This window comes from Streptomyces sp. NPDC047315, assembly GCF_040643215.1.
Lineage (GTDB): Bacteria > Actinomycetota > Actinomycetes > Streptomycetales > Streptomycetaceae > Streptomyces.
Map to the genome: position 1 here is coordinate 29,549 of NZ_JBEYTZ010000018.1, position 17,728 is coordinate 47,276.

The window sequence follows — 17,728 nt, forward strand, 5'->3', positions numbered from 1 at the left end:
GATGACCGGGGCGTACGGTGTCCTCGACAGACCGGGGGCCCAGGGCGACACTTGACCCCCGGCAACCGGGCAAAGACCCGGTCGCCGGCGAGTCTGTACATGTTTCGCATGCCTATGCGTATGCGTCTGCACAGGAAGGGTGTCCGCGTGTCCCGCCGAAAAATCGGCTTCTGGTACCGCCTGGCGGCGGTCATCGCCAAACCGCCGCTGTTGGTTCTGTTCAAACGGGACTGGGGCGGAATGGAACACATGCCGGCCGACGGCGGATTCATCACCGCGGTCAACCACATCTCCCACCTCGATCCCCTCGCGTACGCGCACTTCCAGTACAACACCGGCCGCGTTCCGAGATTCCTGGCGAAGGCCGGGCTCTTCAAGACCCCCTTCGTCGGCATGATGCTCCGCGGCACCCAGCAGATCCCTGTGTACCGCGAGACCACCAACGCCCTGGACGCCTACCGCGCCGCCGTCTTGGCCATCGAACGCGGCCAGTGCGTCGCCTTCTACCCCGAGGGCACCATCACCCGCGACCCGGAGGCCTGGCCCATGGCCGGCAAGACGGGCGCCGCGCGCATCGCGCTCCAGACGAGGGTCCCCGTCGTCCCGGTCGCCCAGTGGGGCGCGAACCTCGCGATGCCGCCGTACGCGCAGCACGACCGGCTGCGGCTCTTCCCCCGCAAGACCCTGATCGTACGGGCCGGAGCGCCCGTCGACCTCGACAGGTTCTACGATCTGGAGCCCACGCCCGAGGTGCTGCGCGAGGCCACCGAGGCGATCATGGCCGACATCACCGCGCTGCTGGAGGAGATCCGCGGCGAGAAGGCGCCGGTCGAACCGTGGGACCACCGCAAGGCCCGTGCAGAACAGCGGCGCAAGGCCGCAGGGGAAGGACCCAAGTGACGAACTCCGCACACCGCGCCGGACCGGTCAGGGCCGCCGTCTTCGGAACCGGCTCCTGGGGGACGGCCTTCGGCATGGTCCTCGCGGACGCGGGGTGCCGGGTCACCCTGTGGGGCCGTCGCGCCGAACTGGCGGAGGCCGTCAACACCACCCGCACCAACCCCGACTACCTGCCCGGCATCGAGTTGCCGGCCGGGCTGCGCGCCACCACCGACCCCGCCGAGGCCCTGGACGGCGCCGACTTCACCGTGCTCGCCGTCCCCTCCCAGACCCTGCGCGGCAACCTCGCCGCCTGGGCGCCGGAGCTGCCCGCGGACACCGTGCTCGTCTCCCTGATGAAGGGCGTCGAACTCGGCACCGCGAAGCGGATGAGCGAGGTCGTCGAGGAGGTCGCCCAGGTGCCGGCCGACCGGGTCGCCGTGGTCACCGGACCCAATCTCGCCCGGGAGATCGCCCAGCGCAGGCCCGCCGCCGCGGTCGTCGCCTGCCGGGACGAGCGGGTGGCGCAGCGGCTCCAGGCCGCCTGCCACACCCAGTACTTCCGCCCGTACACCAACACCGACGTCATCGGCTGCGAACTCGGCGGCGCGGTGAAGAACGTCATCGGTCTCGCCGTCGGCATCGCGGACGGGATGGGCCTGGGCGACAACGCCAAGGGCTCCCTGATCACCCGGGGCCTGGCCGAGACCACCCGGCTCGGCCTCGCCATGGGCGCCGACCCGCTCACCTTCTCCGGTCTCGCCGGCCTCGGCGACCTGGTGGCGACCTGCTCGTCGCCGCTGTCGCGCAACCACACCTTCGGGATGAACCTCGGCAAGGGCATGACGCTCCAGGAGACCATCGCGGTCACCAAGCAGACCGCCGAGGGCGTCAAGTCCTGTGAGTCGGTGCTCGATCTGGCGCGTCGGCACGGCGTCGACATGCCGATCACGGAGACCGTCGTCGACATCGTCCACGACGGCAAGCCGCCGCTGGTCGCGCTCAAGGAGCTGATGTCGCGCAGCGCCAAGGCGGAACGCCGCTGACCCCAGGCCCTTGTGCCGCCCCGTCCGGATGACGGTTCGCACGGTAGTCTCAGGGCGATATGAGCACCGAGAACCTCCCCCAGAGCCCCGACCAGCAGCCGTCGCGCAAGCCGCGCGTGGCCGTCGTCTTCGGCGGGCGCAGCTCCGAACACGGGATCTCCGTCGTCACCGCCGGTGCCGTGCTGCGGGCCATCGACCGGACGAAGTACGACGTCGTCCCGATCGGCATCACCGCCGAGGGCCGCTGGGCGCTGACCGCCGACGACCCCGACCGGATGGCGATCAGCGAACGCGCCACCCCGAGCGTGGACCAGCTCGCCGAGTCCACCACGGGTGCGGTGGTGCTCTCCGTCGAGCCCGGCAACCGCGAGGTCGTCTACAGCGAACCGGGCGCCGTGCCCAAGGCGCTGGGCGAGGTCGACGTCGTCTTCCCGGTGCTGCACGGCCCGTACGGCGAGGACGGCACCATCCAGGGGCTGCTGGAGCTGGCCGGGGTGCCGTACGTCGGCTCCGGGGTGCTCGCCTCCGCCGTCGCCATGGACAAGGAGTACATGAAGCGGATCTTCGTCTCGTACGGGCTGGCCGTCGGCCCGTACGAGGTGATCCGCCCGCGCGAGTGGGAGCAGGACCCCGCCGCCGCCCGGAAGAAGATCGTCGCCTTCGCCGGTGACCACGGCTGGCCGCTGTTCGTGAAGCCCGCCCGCGCCGGCTCCTCCTTCGGCATCACCAAGATCGACTCCCTGGGCGAGCTGGACGAGGCGATCGAGGAGGCCCGCCGCCACGACCCCAAGGTCATCGTGGAGGCGATGGTGCGCGGCCGGGAGATCGAGTGCGGAGTGCTGGAGTTCGAGGACGGCCCGCGCGCCAGCGTCCCGGCCGAGATCCCCGGCGTCCAGTCGCACGACTTCTACGACTTCGAGGCCAAGTACATCGACGCGGCGCCCGGGATCGTGCCCGCGCCGCTCACCGCCGAGCAGACCGCCGAGGTGCGACGGCTCGCCGTGGACGCCTTCGAGGCGACGTCCTGCGAGGGGCTGGTGCGCGCCGACTTCTTCCTCACCGAGGAGGGCCGGTTCGTGATCAACGAGATCAACACCATGCCCGGCTTCACGCCGATCTCCATGTACCCGCGGATGTGGCAGGAGACCGGGGTCTCCTACCCGGAGCTGGTCGACCGGCTCGTCCAGGCGGCGCTGCGCCGCACCACCGGGCTGCGCTGAACGGCCCGGTGCCGCACGGCGGCACCGACGCGGCCGACGTGGCTCAGGGCAGCTCCAGCGTGGCCGGCACGGTCTCCTCGACCGCGTCGGCCAGCTGCGCGAGCGGCGTCGCGTCCCCCGCGAACTTCCCGCCCATCGTCACCTCGACGTAGGTCTCGCGGTACGTGGTGGTGAAGCGCGAGCCGTCCGCCAGCCGCTCCACCATCCAGCCCACGCCGTTCGCCTCGACGGCGTCCGACGCGGGGTCGTCCATCGCCGCGGGCCGCGGGACGCCGCAGCGCAGTACGATCGCCGCGTCGCCCCAGGCCGCGGTGAACTCCGAAGCCGGCTCGGGGTCGGAGCGGTCCGTGTCGCCGACCGACTCCGGCAGCGCCCCGTCCAACGCCGTGCACAGGGCCGCCTCCTCGGCGGGCGGGTTGGGAGCGGCGATCGACGCGTCCTGCCGGGTGCACCCGGCGAGGGCGAGCAGCACCGCCGCCACGGCGGCGGCACTGGTGAGCGGTGAGACGGACCGGGGCCGGCGAACGGAAGTCACCGGCCAAGCGTAGACGGGGGCTACAGGTGCACGACCGGGCAGGTCAGGGTTCGCGTGATGCCGTCCACTTGCTGGACCTTGGCGACCACCAGCCGGCCGAGTTCGTCCACCGTGTCGGACTGCGCGCGCACGATCACGTCGTACGGTCCGGTCACGTCCTCGGCCTGGATCACCCCCGGGATCTTCCCGATGGTTTCGGCGACCGCGGACGCCTTGCCCACCTCGGTCTGAATCAGGATGTACGCCTGTACCACGGAACCTCCAGGGCGGCCCCGGGGTCGCTCGCCACCGGCGCCCTCGGTGCCTGCGGTGGGGGAGCCCCAGGGGGGAGAAAGGGACGCCACGGTATCGCGTCACCACCGGTCGCGGGGAGACCTGCGCGCGGGGTGGCGTCCGTAGTGTGGCGTGCGTCGAGCGGACGTTGACGCATCTTCCGACGGTATCCACCGTCAAGGCGGCCAGCGACCGCTCGCGACCGCGGGTGCGGACGGCACACCACAGCACGACAGCTCGGCCGGGTGGTCCGGCGGGGACGACGGAGAGGTGAGACTCGGGTGAAGGGCACTGTGGGGGAGTTGGGGGAGTTCGGGCTGATCAGAGAGCTCACCTCCCGGCTGACCGCCACCCCGGCGGTCCGGCTCGGACCCGGGGACGACGCCGCGGTCGTCGCCGCGCCCGACCGCAGGGTCGTGGCGAGCACGGACGTCCTGCTGGAGGGACGGCACTTCCGGCGCGACTGGTCGACGGCGTACGACGTGGGGCGCAAGGCCGCCGCCCAGAACCTGGCCGATATCGCCGCCATGGGCGCCGTCCCCACCTCCCTGCTCCTCGGCCTCGTCGTCCCCGCCGACCTCCCCGTCACCTGGGCGACCGAGTTGATGGACGGCATCCGGGACGAGTGCCAGGTCGCGGGCGCCGCCGTGGTCGGCGGGGACGTGGTGCGCGGCGACCTGATCACCCTCGCCATCACCGCACTCGGCGACCTGCGGGGCCACGAACCCGTCACCCGCTCCGGGGCGCGCCCCGGCGACGTGGTCGCGTACACCGGCTGGCTCGGCTGGTCCGCCGCCGGCCACGCGGTGCTCTCCCGCGGCTTCCGCTCGCCGCGCGCCTTCGTCGAGGCGCACCGCAGGCCCGAGCCGCCGTACCACGCGGGCCCGGCCGCGGCCGGCCTCGGCGCGACCGCCATGTGCGACGTCAGCGACGGGCTCATCGCCGACCTCGGGCACATCGCGGAGGCCAGCAAGGTCCGCATCGACCTGCGCTCCGGCGCGATCGACGTCCCCACGCAGATGAACGACATCGGGCAGGCCGTCGGCGTCGACCCGGTGCAGTGGGTGCTCACCGGCGGGGAGGACCACGCGATCGTGGCGACCTTCCCGCCCGACGCGAAGCTGCCGGCCCGCTGGAAGGTGATCGGGGAGGTCCTGCACCCGTCGGCCGCACCGCAGGTGACCGTGGACGGCGCCCCCTGGCACACCAAGAGCGGCTGGGACCACTTCGGAGGAACCACATGACGGCCCTCGCCGCCCAGGCGCCGCCGCGCGTCCTGACCGTCGCAGGCTCGGACTCCGGCGGCGGCGCCGGCATCCAGGCGGACCTCAAGACGATGCTCGCGCTCGGCACCCACGGCATGAGCGTGATAGCCGCCGTCACCGCGCAGAACTCGCTGGGCGTGCAGGGCTACTGGGAACTGCCCGCCGAGGCGGTGCGTGCCCAGTACCGCAGCGTCGTCGACGACATCGGCGTCCAGGCCGTGAAGACCGGGATGCTGGCCTCGGCCGAGTTGGTGGAGACCGTCGCGGAACTGCTCGCCGCGACCGAAGCGCCCGTCGTCGTCGACCCGGTCGGGGTCTCCAAGCACGGGGACGCGCTGCTGGCGACCGCCGCGCTGGACTCCGTACGCCACCGGCTGCTCCCGGTGGCGACCGTGGCCACCCCCAACCTGGACGAGGTGCGACAGCTCACCGGCGTCGAGGCGGACGACGAGGACGGGATGCGGCGGGCCGCCGACGCGGTCCTCGGCTTCGGTCCGCGGTGGGCGCTGATCAAGGGCGGGCACCTCGCCGGGGACGCGCTGGACCTGCTCACGGACGGCACCGACGAGCACTGGCTGCGTGCCCCGCGCCACGACAACCGGCACACCCACGGCACCGGCTGCACCCTGGCGTCCGCGATCGCGGCGGAGCTGGCGAAGGGGCGGGCCGTGCCCGATGCGGTGGCGGCGGCGAAGGAGTACGTCACCGGCGCGATCGCGGCGGGCTTCCCGCTGGGCGGCGGCATCGGCCCGGTCCGGCACGCCTGGAGGACGACCTAGGTACGCGTACGGGTACGGGCCCGGGGACGGTGCGCCCCGGCCCGTACCGCTGCGCATGCGCGGTCACGGCAAGAGCGCACAGCGAAACAGCCGGCCCACCCGAGGGTGGACCGGCTGTCAAGGCAACCGCAGGGGCTGCGCTAGCGACCTGCGTCGGCGTTAGCGCGAGACCTTGCCGGCCTTGATGCACGAGGTGCAGACGTTGAGCCGCTTCGGCGTCCGACCGACCACGGCACGCACGCGCTGGATGTTCGGGTTCCAGCGACGGGACGTACGGCGGTGCGAGTGCGAAATGTTGTTGCCGAAGCCCGGCCCCTTGCCGCAGACGTCGCAGTTGGCAGCCACGGGTCACTCCAAAGACTTCAGATGCACGTACAGTGAATTTCCGGCGTGCCGGAAATCAGTAGGTGCTGATTGGTGGCTTTGCCGGGGGAACGGCCTGATTCTCATCAGGCAACCGCAGCAGCATACAACGGCTGCGTCCCTTTGACGAAACTACCATGACGTCTTCCCCGCTCGACCGGCCCGACCTGCCCGCGGTGGCGCCCGCCACGGGGTCTACCCTGCGGTGCGAGCGCCGGGGAGACCCGCCGAAATGAGCCCGACAGGGAACACAGCCACAGCCCGATGGAGCTCGATGGAGCCCGATGCAGGAGGCCGTCCAGGTGCCGCACAACCAGCCGCCGCATGACCTCGACGCCACGGCGGTACGGGCCTGGTGCGCCAAGGCGCTGGAAGCGCTCGGGCAGGAGCGCGAGGAGATCGACGCCATCAACGTCTACCCCGTCGCGGACGGGGACACCGGCACCAACCTGTATCTGACGGTGGAGTCGGCGGCGACGGCCGTGGAGGCCGTCTTCGCGGCCCACGAGGCGGCCCTGGCACCCGCCGACCCCGCCCCCGACCTGCCCACGGTCATCCGGTCGATGGCCCACGGGGCGCTGCTCGGCGCGCGCGGGAACTCCGGCACGATCCTGGCCCAACTGCTGCGCGGGATGGCGGACCGGCTGGGCGACGGCGACCACCTGGCGAACGCGCTGCACCGGGCCGCTGAGCTGGCCCGCGAGGCGGTGGCGCATCCGGTGGAGGGCACCATCTTGACGGTCGCTTCCGCGGCGGCGAAGGCCGCGGCGAAAGCGCCCGCCGATTCCCGCAGCGCCGTCCGGGCCGCGTACGAAGGCGCACGGACGGCCCTGGAGGCGACGCCCGCCCAGCTCGCGGTGCTCGGGCGGGCCGGGGTCGTGGACGCCGGCGGCCAGGGGCTGCTGGCCGTACTCGGAGCGCTGCTGGAGGCCGTCACCGGCCAGGCACCGCCCCCGCCCGCCCGCCCCCGCACCCCGCTGAGCCCCGTCCCGGCGCTGCCCGCGGACGCGTGCGCCACCGAAGGCCCGGCCTTCGAGGTGATCTACCTCCTGGAGGCCGAGGACGCCGCGGTCGCCCGGCTGCGCGGCAGGCTGGACGCGCTCGGGGACTGCCTCGTCGTCGTCGGCGGGGACGGGCTGTGGAACGTCCACGTGCACGTCGACGACGCGGGCGCCGCCGTGGAGGCCGGCGTCGAAGCGGGCCGCCCGCACCGCATCCGCATCACGCACCTCACGACCCACGACGGCGCCACCGCGCACGGCGAGGCGGCCCGGCTGACCGACCGCGCGCCGGCAGGGCAGGACCGTACCGGCCGCGCCGTCACCATCGGGGCCGGCGCTTCCGGTGCGGCGCCCGTGCCGGAGCGGGCGCAGCGCGCCGTCGTCGCCGTGGTGCCCGGCACGGGGCTCGCCCGGCTGTGCGCCGATGCGGGCGCGACGGCCGTGCTCGCCCGCCCCGGCGAGCCACCGGCCAGCGGCGAGTTGGTCGAGGCCATCCGCCGGGCGCACGCCCGCGAGGTCGTCCTGCTGCCGAACTCCGCCGAACTGCGGCACACCGCCGCGGCAGCCGCCGAGCAGGCCAGGGGCGAAGGGGTGCGCGTCGCCCTCGTCCCGACCAGGGCCGCCGTCCAGGGCATCGCCGCCCTCGCCGTCCACGAGCCGGGCCGCCGCTTCGACGAGGACGTCGTCGCGATGACCGCCGCCGCGGGCGCCACCCGCTACGGCGAACTCGCCGTCGCCGAGCACCGCTCCTGGACCACCGCGGGCGTCTGCCAGGCCGGTGACGTCCTCGGCCTGATCGACGGCGACGTCGCCGTCATCGGATCGGACGTGACGAACACCGCGACCGCCGTCCTCGACCGGATGCTCTCCGCCGGCGGGGAGCTGGTGACCCTGGTCCTCGCGGCCGACCTGCCCGACGGCCCGGGGCTCGCCGCCCGTCTTGAGCGCCACGTGCGCGAACGCCACCTCGCGGTCGACACGGTCGTGTACGAGGGCGGGCCGGCCACCAGCCCCCTGCTGATCGGCGTGGAGTGAGGGCCGCCCGCCGCGCTGCGCTCCGCCCGGGCCGCCGTCAGTGCTTTTGTCAGTGCCGTGGTGTGCAATGGACCCCGTGTCCGTCCTGAGCGAACCCCTCAAGAAGACCCTCGGCCCGGCGACCGCCAAAGTGCTCGGCGAGCAGCTCGGCCTGCACACGGTCGGTGACCTGCTGCACCACTACCCACGGCGGTACGAGGAGCGGGGCCAGCTCACCCACCTCTCCGACCTCCCCCTCGACGAGGAGGTGACCGTCGTCGCCCAGGTCGCCGACGCCCGGGTGCACACCTTCAACGGAGGGCGCGGCCAGCGGCTGGAGGTCACGATCACGGACGGCAGCGGCCGGCTTCAGCTGGTGTTCTTCGGCCGCGGGGTGCACAAGCCCCACAAGGAGCTGCTGCCCGGCAGCCGCGCGATGTTCGCCGGCAAGGTGTCGGTGTTCAACCACCGGCTCCAGCTCGCCCACCCCACGTACGCCAAGCTGGGCACGGCCACCGACGGAGCCGAAGCCTCCGACGCGTCCGCGATCGAGTCCTGGGCCGGCGCCCTGATCCCGATCTACCCCGCCTGCAAGGGCATGGAGTCCTGGAAGGTCGCCAAGGCGGTGGACGCGGTGCTGCCGCGCGCGCGGGACGCGGTCGACCCGCTGCCCGACGCCCTGCGCGAGGGCCGCGGCTTCCCCTCGCTGCCCGAGGCGCTGCTCAAGATCCACCGGCCGCACACCAAAGCCGACGTCGAGGACGCCCGGGCCCGGCTGAAGTGGGACGAGGCGTTCGTCCTCCAGGTCGCCCTCGCCCGGCGCCGGCACGCGGACGCGCAGTTGCCCGCCGTCGCCCGCCGGCCCAGCGCGGGCGGGCTGCTGGACGCCTTCGACGCCAAGCTGCCGTTCACGCTCACCGACGGCCAGCGCAAGGTCACCGGCGAGATCTTCGACGACCTGGCGACCGAGCACCCCATGCACCGACTGCTCCAGGGCGAGGTCGGCTCCGGAAAGACCCTGGTCGCGCTGCGGGCCATGCTCGCGGTCGTGGACGCCGGCGGCCAGGCCGCCATGCTCGCCCCCACCGAAGTGCTCGCCCAACAGCACCACCGCTCCGTCGTCGAGATGATGGGCGAACTCGCCGAGGGCGGCATGCTGGGCGGCGCCGAGCAGGCCACCAAGGTCGTGCTGCTCACCGGCTCGATGGGCGCCGCCGCGCGCCGCAGCGCGCTGCTGGACCTGGTGACCGGCGAGGCCGGGATCGTGATCGGCACCCACGCCCTGATCGAGGACAAGGTCAAGTTCCACGACCTCGGCCTGGTCGTCGTCGACGAACAGCACCGCTTCGGCGTCGAGCAGCGGGACGCCCTGCGCTCCAAGGGCAAGCAGCCCCCGCACCTCCTGGTCATGACCGCCACCCCCATTCCCCGCACGGTCGCGATGACCGTCTTCGGCGACCTGGAGACCTCCGTACTCGACCAGCTCCCGGCCGGACGCTCCCCGATCGCCAGCCACGTCGTCCCCGCCCGGGACAAGCCCCACTTCCTGAGCCGCGCCTGGGAGCGGATCCGCGAGGAGGTCGAAAAGGGCCACCAGGCGTACGTGGTCTGCCCCCGCATCGGCGACGACGAGGACGCGCCCGCGCAGAAGAAGAAGGCGGCCGAAGGACCCGAGGGAGACGACGCGGAGAAGCGCCCCCCGCTCGCCGTGCTCGACGTCGCCGACCAACTCGCCCGCGGCCCGTTGGCCGGCCTGCGCGTCGAGGTGCTGCACGGCCGGATGGCGCCGGACGACAAGGACGACGTGATGCGCCGCTTCGCCGCCGGCGAGGTGGACGTGCTCGTCGCCACCACCGTGATCGAGGTCGGGGTGAACGTCCCCAACGCCACCGCGATGGTGATCATGGACGCGGACCGGTTCGGCGTCTCACAGCTCCACCAGCTGCGCGGCCGGGTGGGCCGCGGCTCCGCCCCCGGGCTGTGCCTGCTGGTCAGCGAGGCGCCCGAGGCGAGCCCCGCCAGGGCCCGGCTCGGCGCCGTCGCCGCCACCCTCGACGGCTTCGAGCTCTCCCGCATCGACCTGGAGCAGCGCCGCGAGGGCGACGTCCTCGGCCAGGCCCAGTCCGGCGTCCGCTCCTCGCTGCGGGTGCTCGCCGTCATCGACGACGAGGAGATCATCGGGGCCGCCCGCGAAGAGGCCGTCGCCGTGGTCCAGGACGATCCGGAGCTGGAGCGGCTGCCCGAGCTGCGCACGGCGCTGGACGCCCTCCTCGACCAGGAGCGGGAGCAATACCTCGACAAGGGCTGAGAGACTGATCGCACGGACCCGCCCCGGGCCCGCGCCGATCGACGCACCGCGCTCGGCCGATCGACCCCGAGGACTGAGATGACCCGCGTGATCGCCGGTGCGGCCGGCGGACGCCGCCTCGCCGTCCCGCCCGGCACCGGCACCCGCCCCACCTCCGACCGTGCGCGCGAGGGCCTCTTCTCCACCTGGCAGTCGCTGCTCGGGACGCTGTCCGGCACCCGGGTCGCCGATCTGTACGCCGGCTCCGGCGCGGTGGGCCTGGAGGCGCTCTCCCGGGGCGCCGCACACGCCCTGCTCGTGGAGGCCGACGCCCGGGCCGCGCGCGTGGTCCGGGAGAACGTCCGGGCCCTCGGGCTGCCCGGCGCCGAAGTGCGCTCGGGCAGAGCGGAACAGATCGTGACGGGTCCGGCGCCCGAGGTCCCGTACGACGTGGTCTTCCTCGATCCGCCGTACGCCGTCACGGACGATGATCTTCGGGAGATCCTCCTCACACTCCGCACCCAGGGGTGGCTTGCTGACGACGCGCTCGTCACCGTGGAACGCAGCACCAGAGGCGGCACCTTCGGCTGGCCACGGGGTTTCGAACCCCTGAGGTCCCGTCGCTACGGCGAGGGAACGTTTTGGTACGGTCGCGCCGCCTCCGTCTGCGACGAGGCCCCACCACGTGAAGACGCCCCATGACCGGACCGGAGAGCGAGGGACTTCCAGTGCGCCGCGCAGTCTGTCCGGGGTCGTTCGACCCCATCACCAACGGACACCTCGACATCATCGCCCGCGCCTCCAAGCTGTACGACGTCGTCTACGTCGCGGTGATGATCAACAAGTCCAAGCAGGGACTGTTCACCGTCGACGAGCGGATGGACCTGATCCGCGAGGTCACCAGCGAGTACGAGAACGTCGTGGTGGAGTCCCACCACGGACTGCTGGTCGACTTCTGCAAACAGCGGGACATCCCCGCCATCGTCAAGGGCCTGCGGGCGGTCAGCGACTTCGACTACGAGTTGCAGATGGCCCAGATGAACAACGGCCTCTCGGGCGTCGAGACCCTCTTCGTCCCGACCAACCCCACCTACAGCTTCCTCTCCTCCAGCCTGGTCAAGGAGGTCGCCGCCTGGGGCGGCGACGTCTCCCACCTGCTGCCGCCGGCCGTCCACGAGGCCCTGGTCAGGCGTCTCGCCGAGAAGTGAAACGCTCCGCGGCCCGCCCCGCTGGCCGTACAGTCGTGCCGTCCGTCTCGTAACAGCGCAGGAAGTGGCGAACCACGGTGGACGTGCACAAGAAGCTCGACGAGATCGTCGAGGCGGTCGGCAGCGCCCGGTCCCTGCCCATGTCGGCCTCGTGCGTGGTCAACCGCGCCGAACTGCTCGCCCTGCTGGAAGAGGTGCGGCGGGCGCTGCCCGACTCCCTCGCCCGGGCGCAGGAGGTCCTGGGCGACCGGGACCGACAGCTCGCCGGCGCGCGCGAGGAGGCCCGGCGCATCATCGACGGCGCGCACGCCGAGCGGGGCTCGCTGATCGCCGACTCCCAGGTCGCCCGGCACTCCCAGGACGAGGCCGAACGCATCGTCGCCGCGGCCCGCCGGGAGGCCGAGGAGATCCGCGCCGAGGCCGACGAGTACGTCGACTCCAAACTCGCCAACTTCGAGGTCGTCCTCACCAAGACCATCGGCTCGGTGGACCGCGGCCGGGAGAAGCTGTTGGGCCGCGGGCCCGGCCTGGACGAGCAGGGGCTGCCGGAGGCCGACGCCCCCGAGTACTCCACGGACCCGCAGATCCTGATCGACCGCGCCGACGCGTACGTGGCGGCCAAGCTCGGCGCCTTCGAGGCGGTGCTCGGCAAGACCCTGGACGCGGTGGGGCGCGGCCGGCTCAAGCTCCAGGGGCGTACGGCCGGCGACGGCCTCGAAGAGCACCTTGCGGCCCAGGACGCCGCGGGTGCGCCGCGGGGCGCCGCCACGGCCACCAGCGACGCCGACTACCTGGCCGGACTCGCGGAGCTGGCCGACCCGCCGCCCCCGGCTGCCGAGCCCGAGCCGCGGGCGCCCGCCGCCCCTCCGTACCCGCTGCACGCCCCAGCCGCGCAGCCCGCGGCGTACGCGGGCCAGGACCCCTACCCGTACGCCGGCCAGGATCCGTACGCGGGCCGGGACCCGTACGCCGCCTACGGCGAGCAGCAGCAGTCGCAGCACGAGCCTGCGCCGGCGTACGCCCGGCAGGAGCCGCAGCCGTACGCCGCGCAGGGCCCCTACGCCTACCCGGATCCGGACCGCACGCCCCCGCAGCAGCAGCCGGCGGCCCTGGACGAGACCAGCTTCTTCGACACCGGAATGATCGACATGGCGCAACTGCGACGGTACGAACAGGGCCACTGAGGCACTCGTCGTCCGGGGCCGGATTGGGCCGACGGCGCCCCGTCCAGTATCCTGGCTCTTCGGTCGCGCGTACCCCCGCGATCCCGGCTGCCCGGCACCCTCTCTCCGAGGGCGGCGGCCCCTCCTCCCTGACGCCTCGGCCTCGAAGCGTCGGCACGATCCGAAAGCAGGAAGAGCACTGAACGCCCGCCTCGACCACCGCAACCCCCTCGTGTTCGACACGCACGAGCTGGGTCGGCGTCCTGGCGCGCTGCAGCGGCTCACCCGCTCCGTGCCCGCGCCCAAGGACCTCGGCATCGAGGGGGTCGTCGGCGTCCCCGAGGGAGACGCCGTCGAGCTGGAGCTCCGCCTGGAGTCGGTCATGGAAGGGGTGCTCGTCACGGGCACCGCCCGTGCGTCGGCCGAGGGGGAGTGCGTAAGGTGTCTGGAGCCGCTGCGCCTCGATGTCGTCGCGGAGTTCCAGGAGATGTTCACGTACCCCGACGCCGACGACCGGAGCCGCGGCCGAGCCGCGGAAGCCGGCGACGACGCCGAGGGCGAGGACGTCGTCTTCCTCAAGGACGGCCTGTTCGACCTTGAGCCGGTGCTGCGTGACGCGGTGGTGCTCGCACTGCCGATGCAGCCGGTGTGCCGGGAGGACTGTGCCGGCCTCTGCACCCAGTGCGGGGCCCGGCTGAACGACGACCCGGACCACCACCACGATGCCCTCGACATCCGTTGGGCGGCACTGCAAGGACTCGCCGACACCATGAGGGACGGCGAGAAGGACAACATGGGCGGCGCCGCAGCTGGCGTCGACGAGAAGCAGGAGAAGTAGCCGTGGCTGTTCCGAAGCGGAAGATGTCGCGCAGCAACACGCGCCACCGCCGGTCGCAGTGGAAGGCTGCGGTCCCCACCCTGGTTGCGTGCGAGCGCTGCCAGGAGCCCAAGCTGCAGCACATCGCGTGCCCCAGCTGTGGCACCTACAACAAGCGCCAGGTCCTCGCGGTCTGAGCGGCTGGTGAGAGGCCCGATGTCTGAGCTGTCCAAGACCGGCAAGTCGGCGGACAACATCAACGCAGCCAACGCAGCCTCGTCCCACACGCTTCTGGAAGGGCGGCTCGGCTATCAAGTCGAGTCCGCCCTTCTGGTGCGTGCGCTGACGCATCGCTCGTACGCGTACGAGAACGGCGGACTGCCCACCAACGAACGGCTGGAGTTCCTCGGGGACTCCGTCCTCGGCCTGGTGGTCACCGACACCCTCTATCGCACCCACCCCGACCTGCCTGAAGGCCAGCTGGCCAAGTTGCGGGCCGCGGTGGTGAACTCGCGTGCGCTTGCCGATGTCGGCCGTGGGCTCGACCTGGGCTCCTTCATCCGGCTCGGCCGGGGCGAGGAAGGCACGGGCGGCAGGGACAAGGCGTCCATCCTCGCCGACACCCTAGAAGCGGTGATCGGCGCGGTCTATCTCGACAAGGGACTCGAAGCGGCGTCCGAGCTGGTGCACCGGCTCTTCGACCCGCTGATCGAGAAGTCCTCGAACCTGGGCGCGGGCCTGGACTGGAAGACCAGTCTCCAGGAGCTGACCGCGGCCGAAGGGCTCGGTGTGCCGGAGTACCTCGTCACCGAGACGGGGCCCGACCACGAGAAGACCTTCACTGCTGCTGCCCGCGTCGGTGGTGTCTCGTACGGCACCGGCACCGGCCGCAGCAAGAAGGAGGCGGAGCAGCAGGCAGCCGAGTCGGCCTGGCGGGAGATCCGCGCCGCCGCCGACCAGCGCGCCGCAGCCGCCGCGGCGGAGGCCGACGCGCCCTCCGTCCCGGCTGTCGCCCCGCCCACCGGGGACCCGGATCAGGCCGCCACGGCCTGATCCCGCGCCCCCTCCGCGCGCACGACGCCATCGGGCCCCCTTCCGCCGCTGCGGGGAAGGGGGCCCGAGGCCATTGGGTCCGGGGCGAGAGGTACGCTGCGGGCGTTCCCGCCCGGGGCCCGTTCAGCGGACCGGGACCCCCGGTGCGTCCGTGAAGCCTGTTAAGGAGGCCCGTGCCCGAGCTGCCCGAGGTCGAGGTCGTCCGCCGCGGACTCCAGCGATGGATCAGCGGCCGTACGATCGCCGAGGTGCGGGTGCTGCACCCGCGCGCCGTCCGCCGTCATCCGGCCGGTGCCGAGGACTTCGCCGCCCAGTTGAACGGGCACAGCGTGGGCATCGTCCGCCGCCGGGGCAAATACCTGTGGCTGCCGCTCGGCGCCACCGGCACCTCCGTCCTCGGCCACCTGGGGATGAGCGGCCAGCTGCTGGTCCAGCCCGAGGGCGCCCCCGACGAGCGGCACCTGCGCGTCCGGGTCCGCTTCGACGACACCATCGGCACCGAGCTGCGCTTCGTCGACCAGCGCACCTTCGGCGGCCTGTCGCTGCACGAGAACACCCCCGACGGGATCCCGGACGTCATCGCGCACATCGCCCGCGACCCCCTCGACCCCGCCTTCGACGACGCGGCGTTCATCGCGGCGCTGCGTCTGCGCCGTACCACCGTCAAGCGCGCCCTGCTGGACCAGACGCTGATCAGCGGGGTCGGCAACATCTACGCGGACGAGGCGCTGTGGCGCGCCAAGCTGCACTACGAGCGCCCGACGGCGTCGCTCACCCGCCCCCGCGCGGCCGAACTGCTCCAGCACGCGCGGGACGTGATGAACGCGGCCCTCGCGGAGGGCGGCACCAGCTTCGACAGCCTGTACGTGAACGTGAACGGCGAATCGGGGTACTTCGACCGGTCGTTGGACTCCTACGGTCGGGAGGACGAGCCGTGCCGGCGGTGCGGCACGCCGATCCGTCGCCGCCCGTGGATGAACCGCTCCAGCTACTTCTGCCCGCGCTGCCAGCGCCCGCCGAAGGCGTGAGCCCGGCGGGCGCCAGACGTCTGCCGTGGTCGTGGCGTGGTCGTGCCGTGGTCGTGCCGTGGGTGTGACGGGGGTCAGAAGCCGAAGTTCTGGGTCCACCAAGGACCGCCGTCGCCCAGGTGCACCCCGACGCCGAGGGTCTTGTAGTCGCAGTTGAGGATGTTCGCGCGGTGCCCGTCGCTGTTCATCCAGGACTCCATCACCGCTGCGGCGTCCGTCTGGCCCCGGGCGATGTTCTCCGCGGCGAGGTTCTTCACCCCGGCCTGCTCGGCGCGGTCCCACGGGGTGTCCCCGTCGGGGTCCGTGTGGCTGAAGAAGCCGCGCTTGGCCATGTCGCTGCTGAAGTTCCCGGCGAGCTTGGCGAGGGCGGCGTCGTACTGCACCGGGCTGCAACCCACCTTGGCGCGCTCCTGGTTCACCAGCGCCAGCACCTGCGACTCCAGCTTGGTCTCGGAGGAGGTCGCCGCGCGCTGCTGCGGCTGCGCGGAGCGCTCGGGCGAGGAGGACGCGGTGGACGGCGCGCTGCGCTGCGGCGGCACGGTCTTCTTCTCCGTCGTCTCCCCCGACTGCCCCGCCTTCCCCGACTTCGCGGGCGACTCGGGCGCGGAGGACTTCGGAGCCGCGGAGCCCGGGGACTCGGTGCCGGCCTTCGCGGACGGCTTGCCGGCGGGCGAACCCGTCGGCGAGGTCGACGGCAGGTGCGGCGCGGTGGGGCCCGCGGCGGGCGGCTGAGTGGTGGGCGTCGCGCCGGAGTCGCCCTGGGTCTGCAACGTCGCCGGGCCGTCGGAACGGAGCGGCCCGCCGGACGACTTGTCCCCGCCGACGGTCAGCACGTCACCACCGGGCAGCAGACCGGATGCGACCGCAACGGCCCCCATGGCCACGGCGGCCGATGCACCGAGCAGGCCGGTGCGTACGGGGCGGCCCCTGCGCTTGCCCGGGCTTCGGTGACGTCCCATCTGGCTGTGCCTTCCTCGTGCCCAATTCCGACGGTCGTGCGCACAGGGGCCGTCGCTCCGCCCCCTGGCCGAACTGATCGCTTACCGGTCTCCATCCAGGCAAAACCGCAAGCGGCTCACCCGAACGGGTGACGTCCATTGCGAGGGGACTGTACGCCATGGGTCGAGCGACGGAAGTGCCTTCGTGAGCAATCCGACGGCTACCGTGCAGCCATGAGCGATGCGGCACGACTCACCGCCTGGGTGCGCGGTCGAGTACAGGGAGTGGGATTTCGTTGGTTCACCAGGGCAAACGCTTTGGAGATCGGAGGGCTCAGCGGATTCGCCGTCAATCTCGACGACGGCCGAGTTCAGGTCGTGGCGGAGGGGCCGCGTGAGAATTGCCACCGATTGTTGGAGTGGCTGCGCTCGGGCGACACACCCGGACGAGTCGACGGAGTCACTGAGATCTGGGACACGCCGCGCGGCGGCTACGACGGATTCGCGATCCGCTGAGCCGATGCACCCGAACGGAGGTGCGGCAGAGTTGTCGCGGGCACCTGCCGGAGGCAGAAACGACCTGGTGGTTGCCAATAAGGACGTCTCGTGCCAGGCTGCGGCCGTAAGGATGATCTCCACGCCCCCGGGGCCCGGAGAAGAGGCCCCGCCGCGGCGTCCGCGGCCGTGCGCCCGCCGGCTCGCCCCCTCCTGCGGGGTGTGATCGTGTTGACCGTCAAACTTTTTGGTGAGACTCTGGAAGCCCCGCGCACCTTAGCTGTTTGGCAGTAGGAATCGCAGTGACACCGCAAGAACCACAGCACTGTCGAGCACCGCGGGTGCGAATCCCTCACGACCCACA

General features: G+C 72.5%; 19 protein-coding genes. 15 read left to right on the plus strand and 4 right to left on the minus strand.

The window, feature by feature from the left end:
* Nucleotides 1–147 precede the first annotated feature (147 nt).
* The 3 genes from ABZ842_RS21345 to ABZ842_RS21355 are packed head-to-tail and all read left to right on the plus strand — an operon-like array spanning nucleotide 148 to nucleotide 3,145.
* The gene (locus ABZ842_RS21345) at nucleotides 148–900 is read left to right on the plus strand and encodes a lysophospholipid acyltransferase family protein (RefSeq protein ID WP_361538684.1); all 753 of its coding nucleotides are present in this window, start codon (nucleotides 148–150) and stop codon (nucleotides 898–900) included.
* A complete protein-coding gene (locus ABZ842_RS21350) occupies nucleotides 897–1,925 on the plus strand; it encodes an NAD(P)H-dependent glycerol-3-phosphate dehydrogenase (protein ID WP_361538686.1) in 1,029 nt (342 codons plus the stop codon). Before ABZ842_RS21345 ends, ABZ842_RS21350 begins: the two co-directional genes overlap by 4 nt.
* A gap of 59 nt (nucleotides 1,926–1,984) precedes the next feature.
* Complete coding sequence (locus tag ABZ842_RS21355; RefSeq protein ID WP_361538688.1) at nucleotides 1,985–3,145, plus strand: D-alanine--D-alanine ligase family protein; 1,161 nt, start codon at nucleotides 1,985–1,987, stop codon at nucleotides 3,143–3,145.
* Between the two features lie 43 nt (nucleotides 3,146–3,188).
* Here the strand turns inward: ABZ842_RS21355 and ABZ842_RS21360 are convergent, their stop codons facing one another.
* Nucleotides 3,189–3,680 carry a DUF3515 domain-containing protein gene (locus ABZ842_RS21360; RefSeq protein WP_361538690.1) on the minus strand — a complete coding sequence of 164 codons (492 nt, stop codon included), beginning with the start codon at nucleotides 3,678–3,680 and terminating at the stop codon, nucleotides 3,189–3,191.
* Between the two features lie 20 nt (nucleotides 3,681–3,700).
* Nucleotides 3,701–3,934, minus strand: coding sequence for an Lrp/AsnC ligand binding domain-containing protein (locus ABZ842_RS21365; protein WP_361538692.1), 234 nt, complete (start codon nucleotides 3,932–3,934; stop codon nucleotides 3,701–3,703).
* Between the two features lie 300 nt (nucleotides 3,935–4,234).
* On the opposite strand from ABZ842_RS21365, the gene ABZ842_RS21370 reads away from it, so the two are divergent.
* Both ABZ842_RS21370 and thiD read left to right on the plus strand, forming a co-directional pair.
* Nucleotides 4,235–5,197, plus strand: a complete 963-nt coding sequence (locus ABZ842_RS21370; RefSeq protein WP_361538694.1) for a thiamine-phosphate kinase — start codon at nucleotides 4,235–4,237, stop codon at nucleotides 5,195–5,197.
* Complete coding sequence (thiD, locus tag ABZ842_RS21375) at nucleotides 5,194–5,997, plus strand: bifunctional hydroxymethylpyrimidine kinase/phosphomethylpyrimidine kinase (RefSeq protein WP_361538696.1); 804 nt, start codon at nucleotides 5,194–5,196, stop codon at nucleotides 5,995–5,997. The genes ABZ842_RS21370 and thiD overlap by 4 nt, the downstream gene beginning before the upstream one ends.
* Nucleotides 5,998–6,156: 159 nt before the next feature.
* Here the strand turns inward: thiD and rpmB are convergent, their stop codons facing one another.
* Entirely contained in the window at nucleotides 6,157–6,342 is a 186-nt protein-coding gene (gene rpmB / locus ABZ842_RS21380) for a 50S ribosomal protein L28 (protein ID WP_003957616.1), read from the minus strand.
* Nucleotides 6,343–6,644: 302 nt separating this feature from the next.
* On the opposite strand from rpmB, the gene ABZ842_RS21385 reads away from it, so the two are divergent.
* The 9 genes from ABZ842_RS21385 (at nucleotide 6,645) to mutM (ending at nucleotide 15,931) form a co-directional block, all read left to right on the plus strand.
* Nucleotides 6,645–8,396 carry a DAK2 domain-containing protein gene (locus ABZ842_RS21385; RefSeq protein WP_361538698.1) on the plus strand — a complete coding sequence of 584 codons (1,752 nt, stop codon included), beginning with the start codon at nucleotides 6,645–6,647 and terminating at the stop codon, nucleotides 8,394–8,396.
* Nucleotides 8,397–8,463: 67 nt separating this feature from the next.
* Nucleotides 8,464–10,683 (plus strand): ATP-dependent DNA helicase RecG, encoded by a 2,220-nt coding sequence (gene recG / locus ABZ842_RS21390; RefSeq protein WP_361538700.1) that lies wholly within the window; start codon nucleotides 8,464–8,466, stop codon nucleotides 10,681–10,683.
* Nucleotides 10,684–10,761: 78 nt separating this feature from the next.
* Nucleotides 10,762–11,364 carry a 16S rRNA (guanine(966)-N(2))-methyltransferase RsmD gene (gene rsmD, locus ABZ842_RS21395; RefSeq protein ID WP_361538702.1) on the plus strand — a complete coding sequence of 201 codons (603 nt, stop codon included), beginning with the start codon at nucleotides 10,762–10,764 and terminating at the stop codon, nucleotides 11,362–11,364.
* Between the two features lie 26 nt (nucleotides 11,365–11,390).
* A complete protein-coding gene (coaD, locus tag ABZ842_RS21400; RefSeq protein ID WP_361538704.1) occupies nucleotides 11,391–11,870 on the plus strand; it encodes a pantetheine-phosphate adenylyltransferase in 480 nt (159 codons plus the stop codon).
* Nucleotides 11,871–11,947: 77 nt separating this feature from the next.
* Nucleotides 11,948–13,054 carry a cell division initiation protein gene (locus ABZ842_RS21405; RefSeq protein ID WP_361538706.1) on the plus strand — a complete coding sequence of 369 codons (1,107 nt, stop codon included), beginning with the start codon at nucleotides 11,948–11,950 and terminating at the stop codon, nucleotides 13,052–13,054.
* A gap of 211 nt (nucleotides 13,055–13,265) precedes the next feature.
* Nucleotides 13,266–13,871 (plus strand): DUF177 domain-containing protein, encoded by a 606-nt coding sequence (locus ABZ842_RS21410; RefSeq protein WP_361538708.1) that lies wholly within the window; start codon nucleotides 13,266–13,268, stop codon nucleotides 13,869–13,871.
* Between the two features lie 2 nt (nucleotides 13,872–13,873).
* On the plus strand, nucleotides 13,874–14,047 hold the full coding sequence (gene rpmF / locus ABZ842_RS21415; RefSeq protein WP_361538710.1) for a 50S ribosomal protein L32: 174 nt from the start codon (nucleotides 13,874–13,876) through the stop codon (nucleotides 14,045–14,047).
* A 19-nt stretch (nucleotides 14,048–14,066) separates the two neighbouring features.
* The gene (rnc, locus tag ABZ842_RS21420) at nucleotides 14,067–14,903 is read left to right on the plus strand and encodes a ribonuclease III (protein ID WP_361538712.1); all 837 of its coding nucleotides are present in this window, start codon (nucleotides 14,067–14,069) and stop codon (nucleotides 14,901–14,903) included.
* Between the two features lie 173 nt (nucleotides 14,904–15,076).
* Nucleotides 15,077–15,931, plus strand: coding sequence for a bifunctional DNA-formamidopyrimidine glycosylase/DNA-(apurinic or apyrimidinic site) lyase (gene mutM / locus ABZ842_RS21425; protein ID WP_361538714.1), 855 nt, complete (start codon nucleotides 15,077–15,079; stop codon nucleotides 15,929–15,931).
* 74 nt (nucleotides 15,932–16,005) lie between these two features.
* Here the strand turns inward: mutM and ABZ842_RS21430 are convergent, their stop codons facing one another.
* Complete coding sequence (locus ABZ842_RS21430) at nucleotides 16,006–16,890, minus strand: CAP domain-containing protein (protein ID WP_361538716.1); 885 nt, start codon at nucleotides 16,888–16,890, stop codon at nucleotides 16,006–16,008.
* Nucleotides 16,891–17,103: 213 nt separating this feature from the next.
* Here ABZ842_RS21430 and ABZ842_RS21435 point away from each other — a divergent pair, with 213 nt between their 5' ends.
* Nucleotides 17,104–17,385 carry an acylphosphatase gene (locus ABZ842_RS21435; RefSeq protein ID WP_361538717.1) on the plus strand — a complete coding sequence of 94 codons (282 nt, stop codon included), beginning with the start codon at nucleotides 17,104–17,106 and terminating at the stop codon, nucleotides 17,383–17,385.
* The last annotated feature ends 343 nt before the right edge of the window (nucleotides 17,386–17,728 follow it).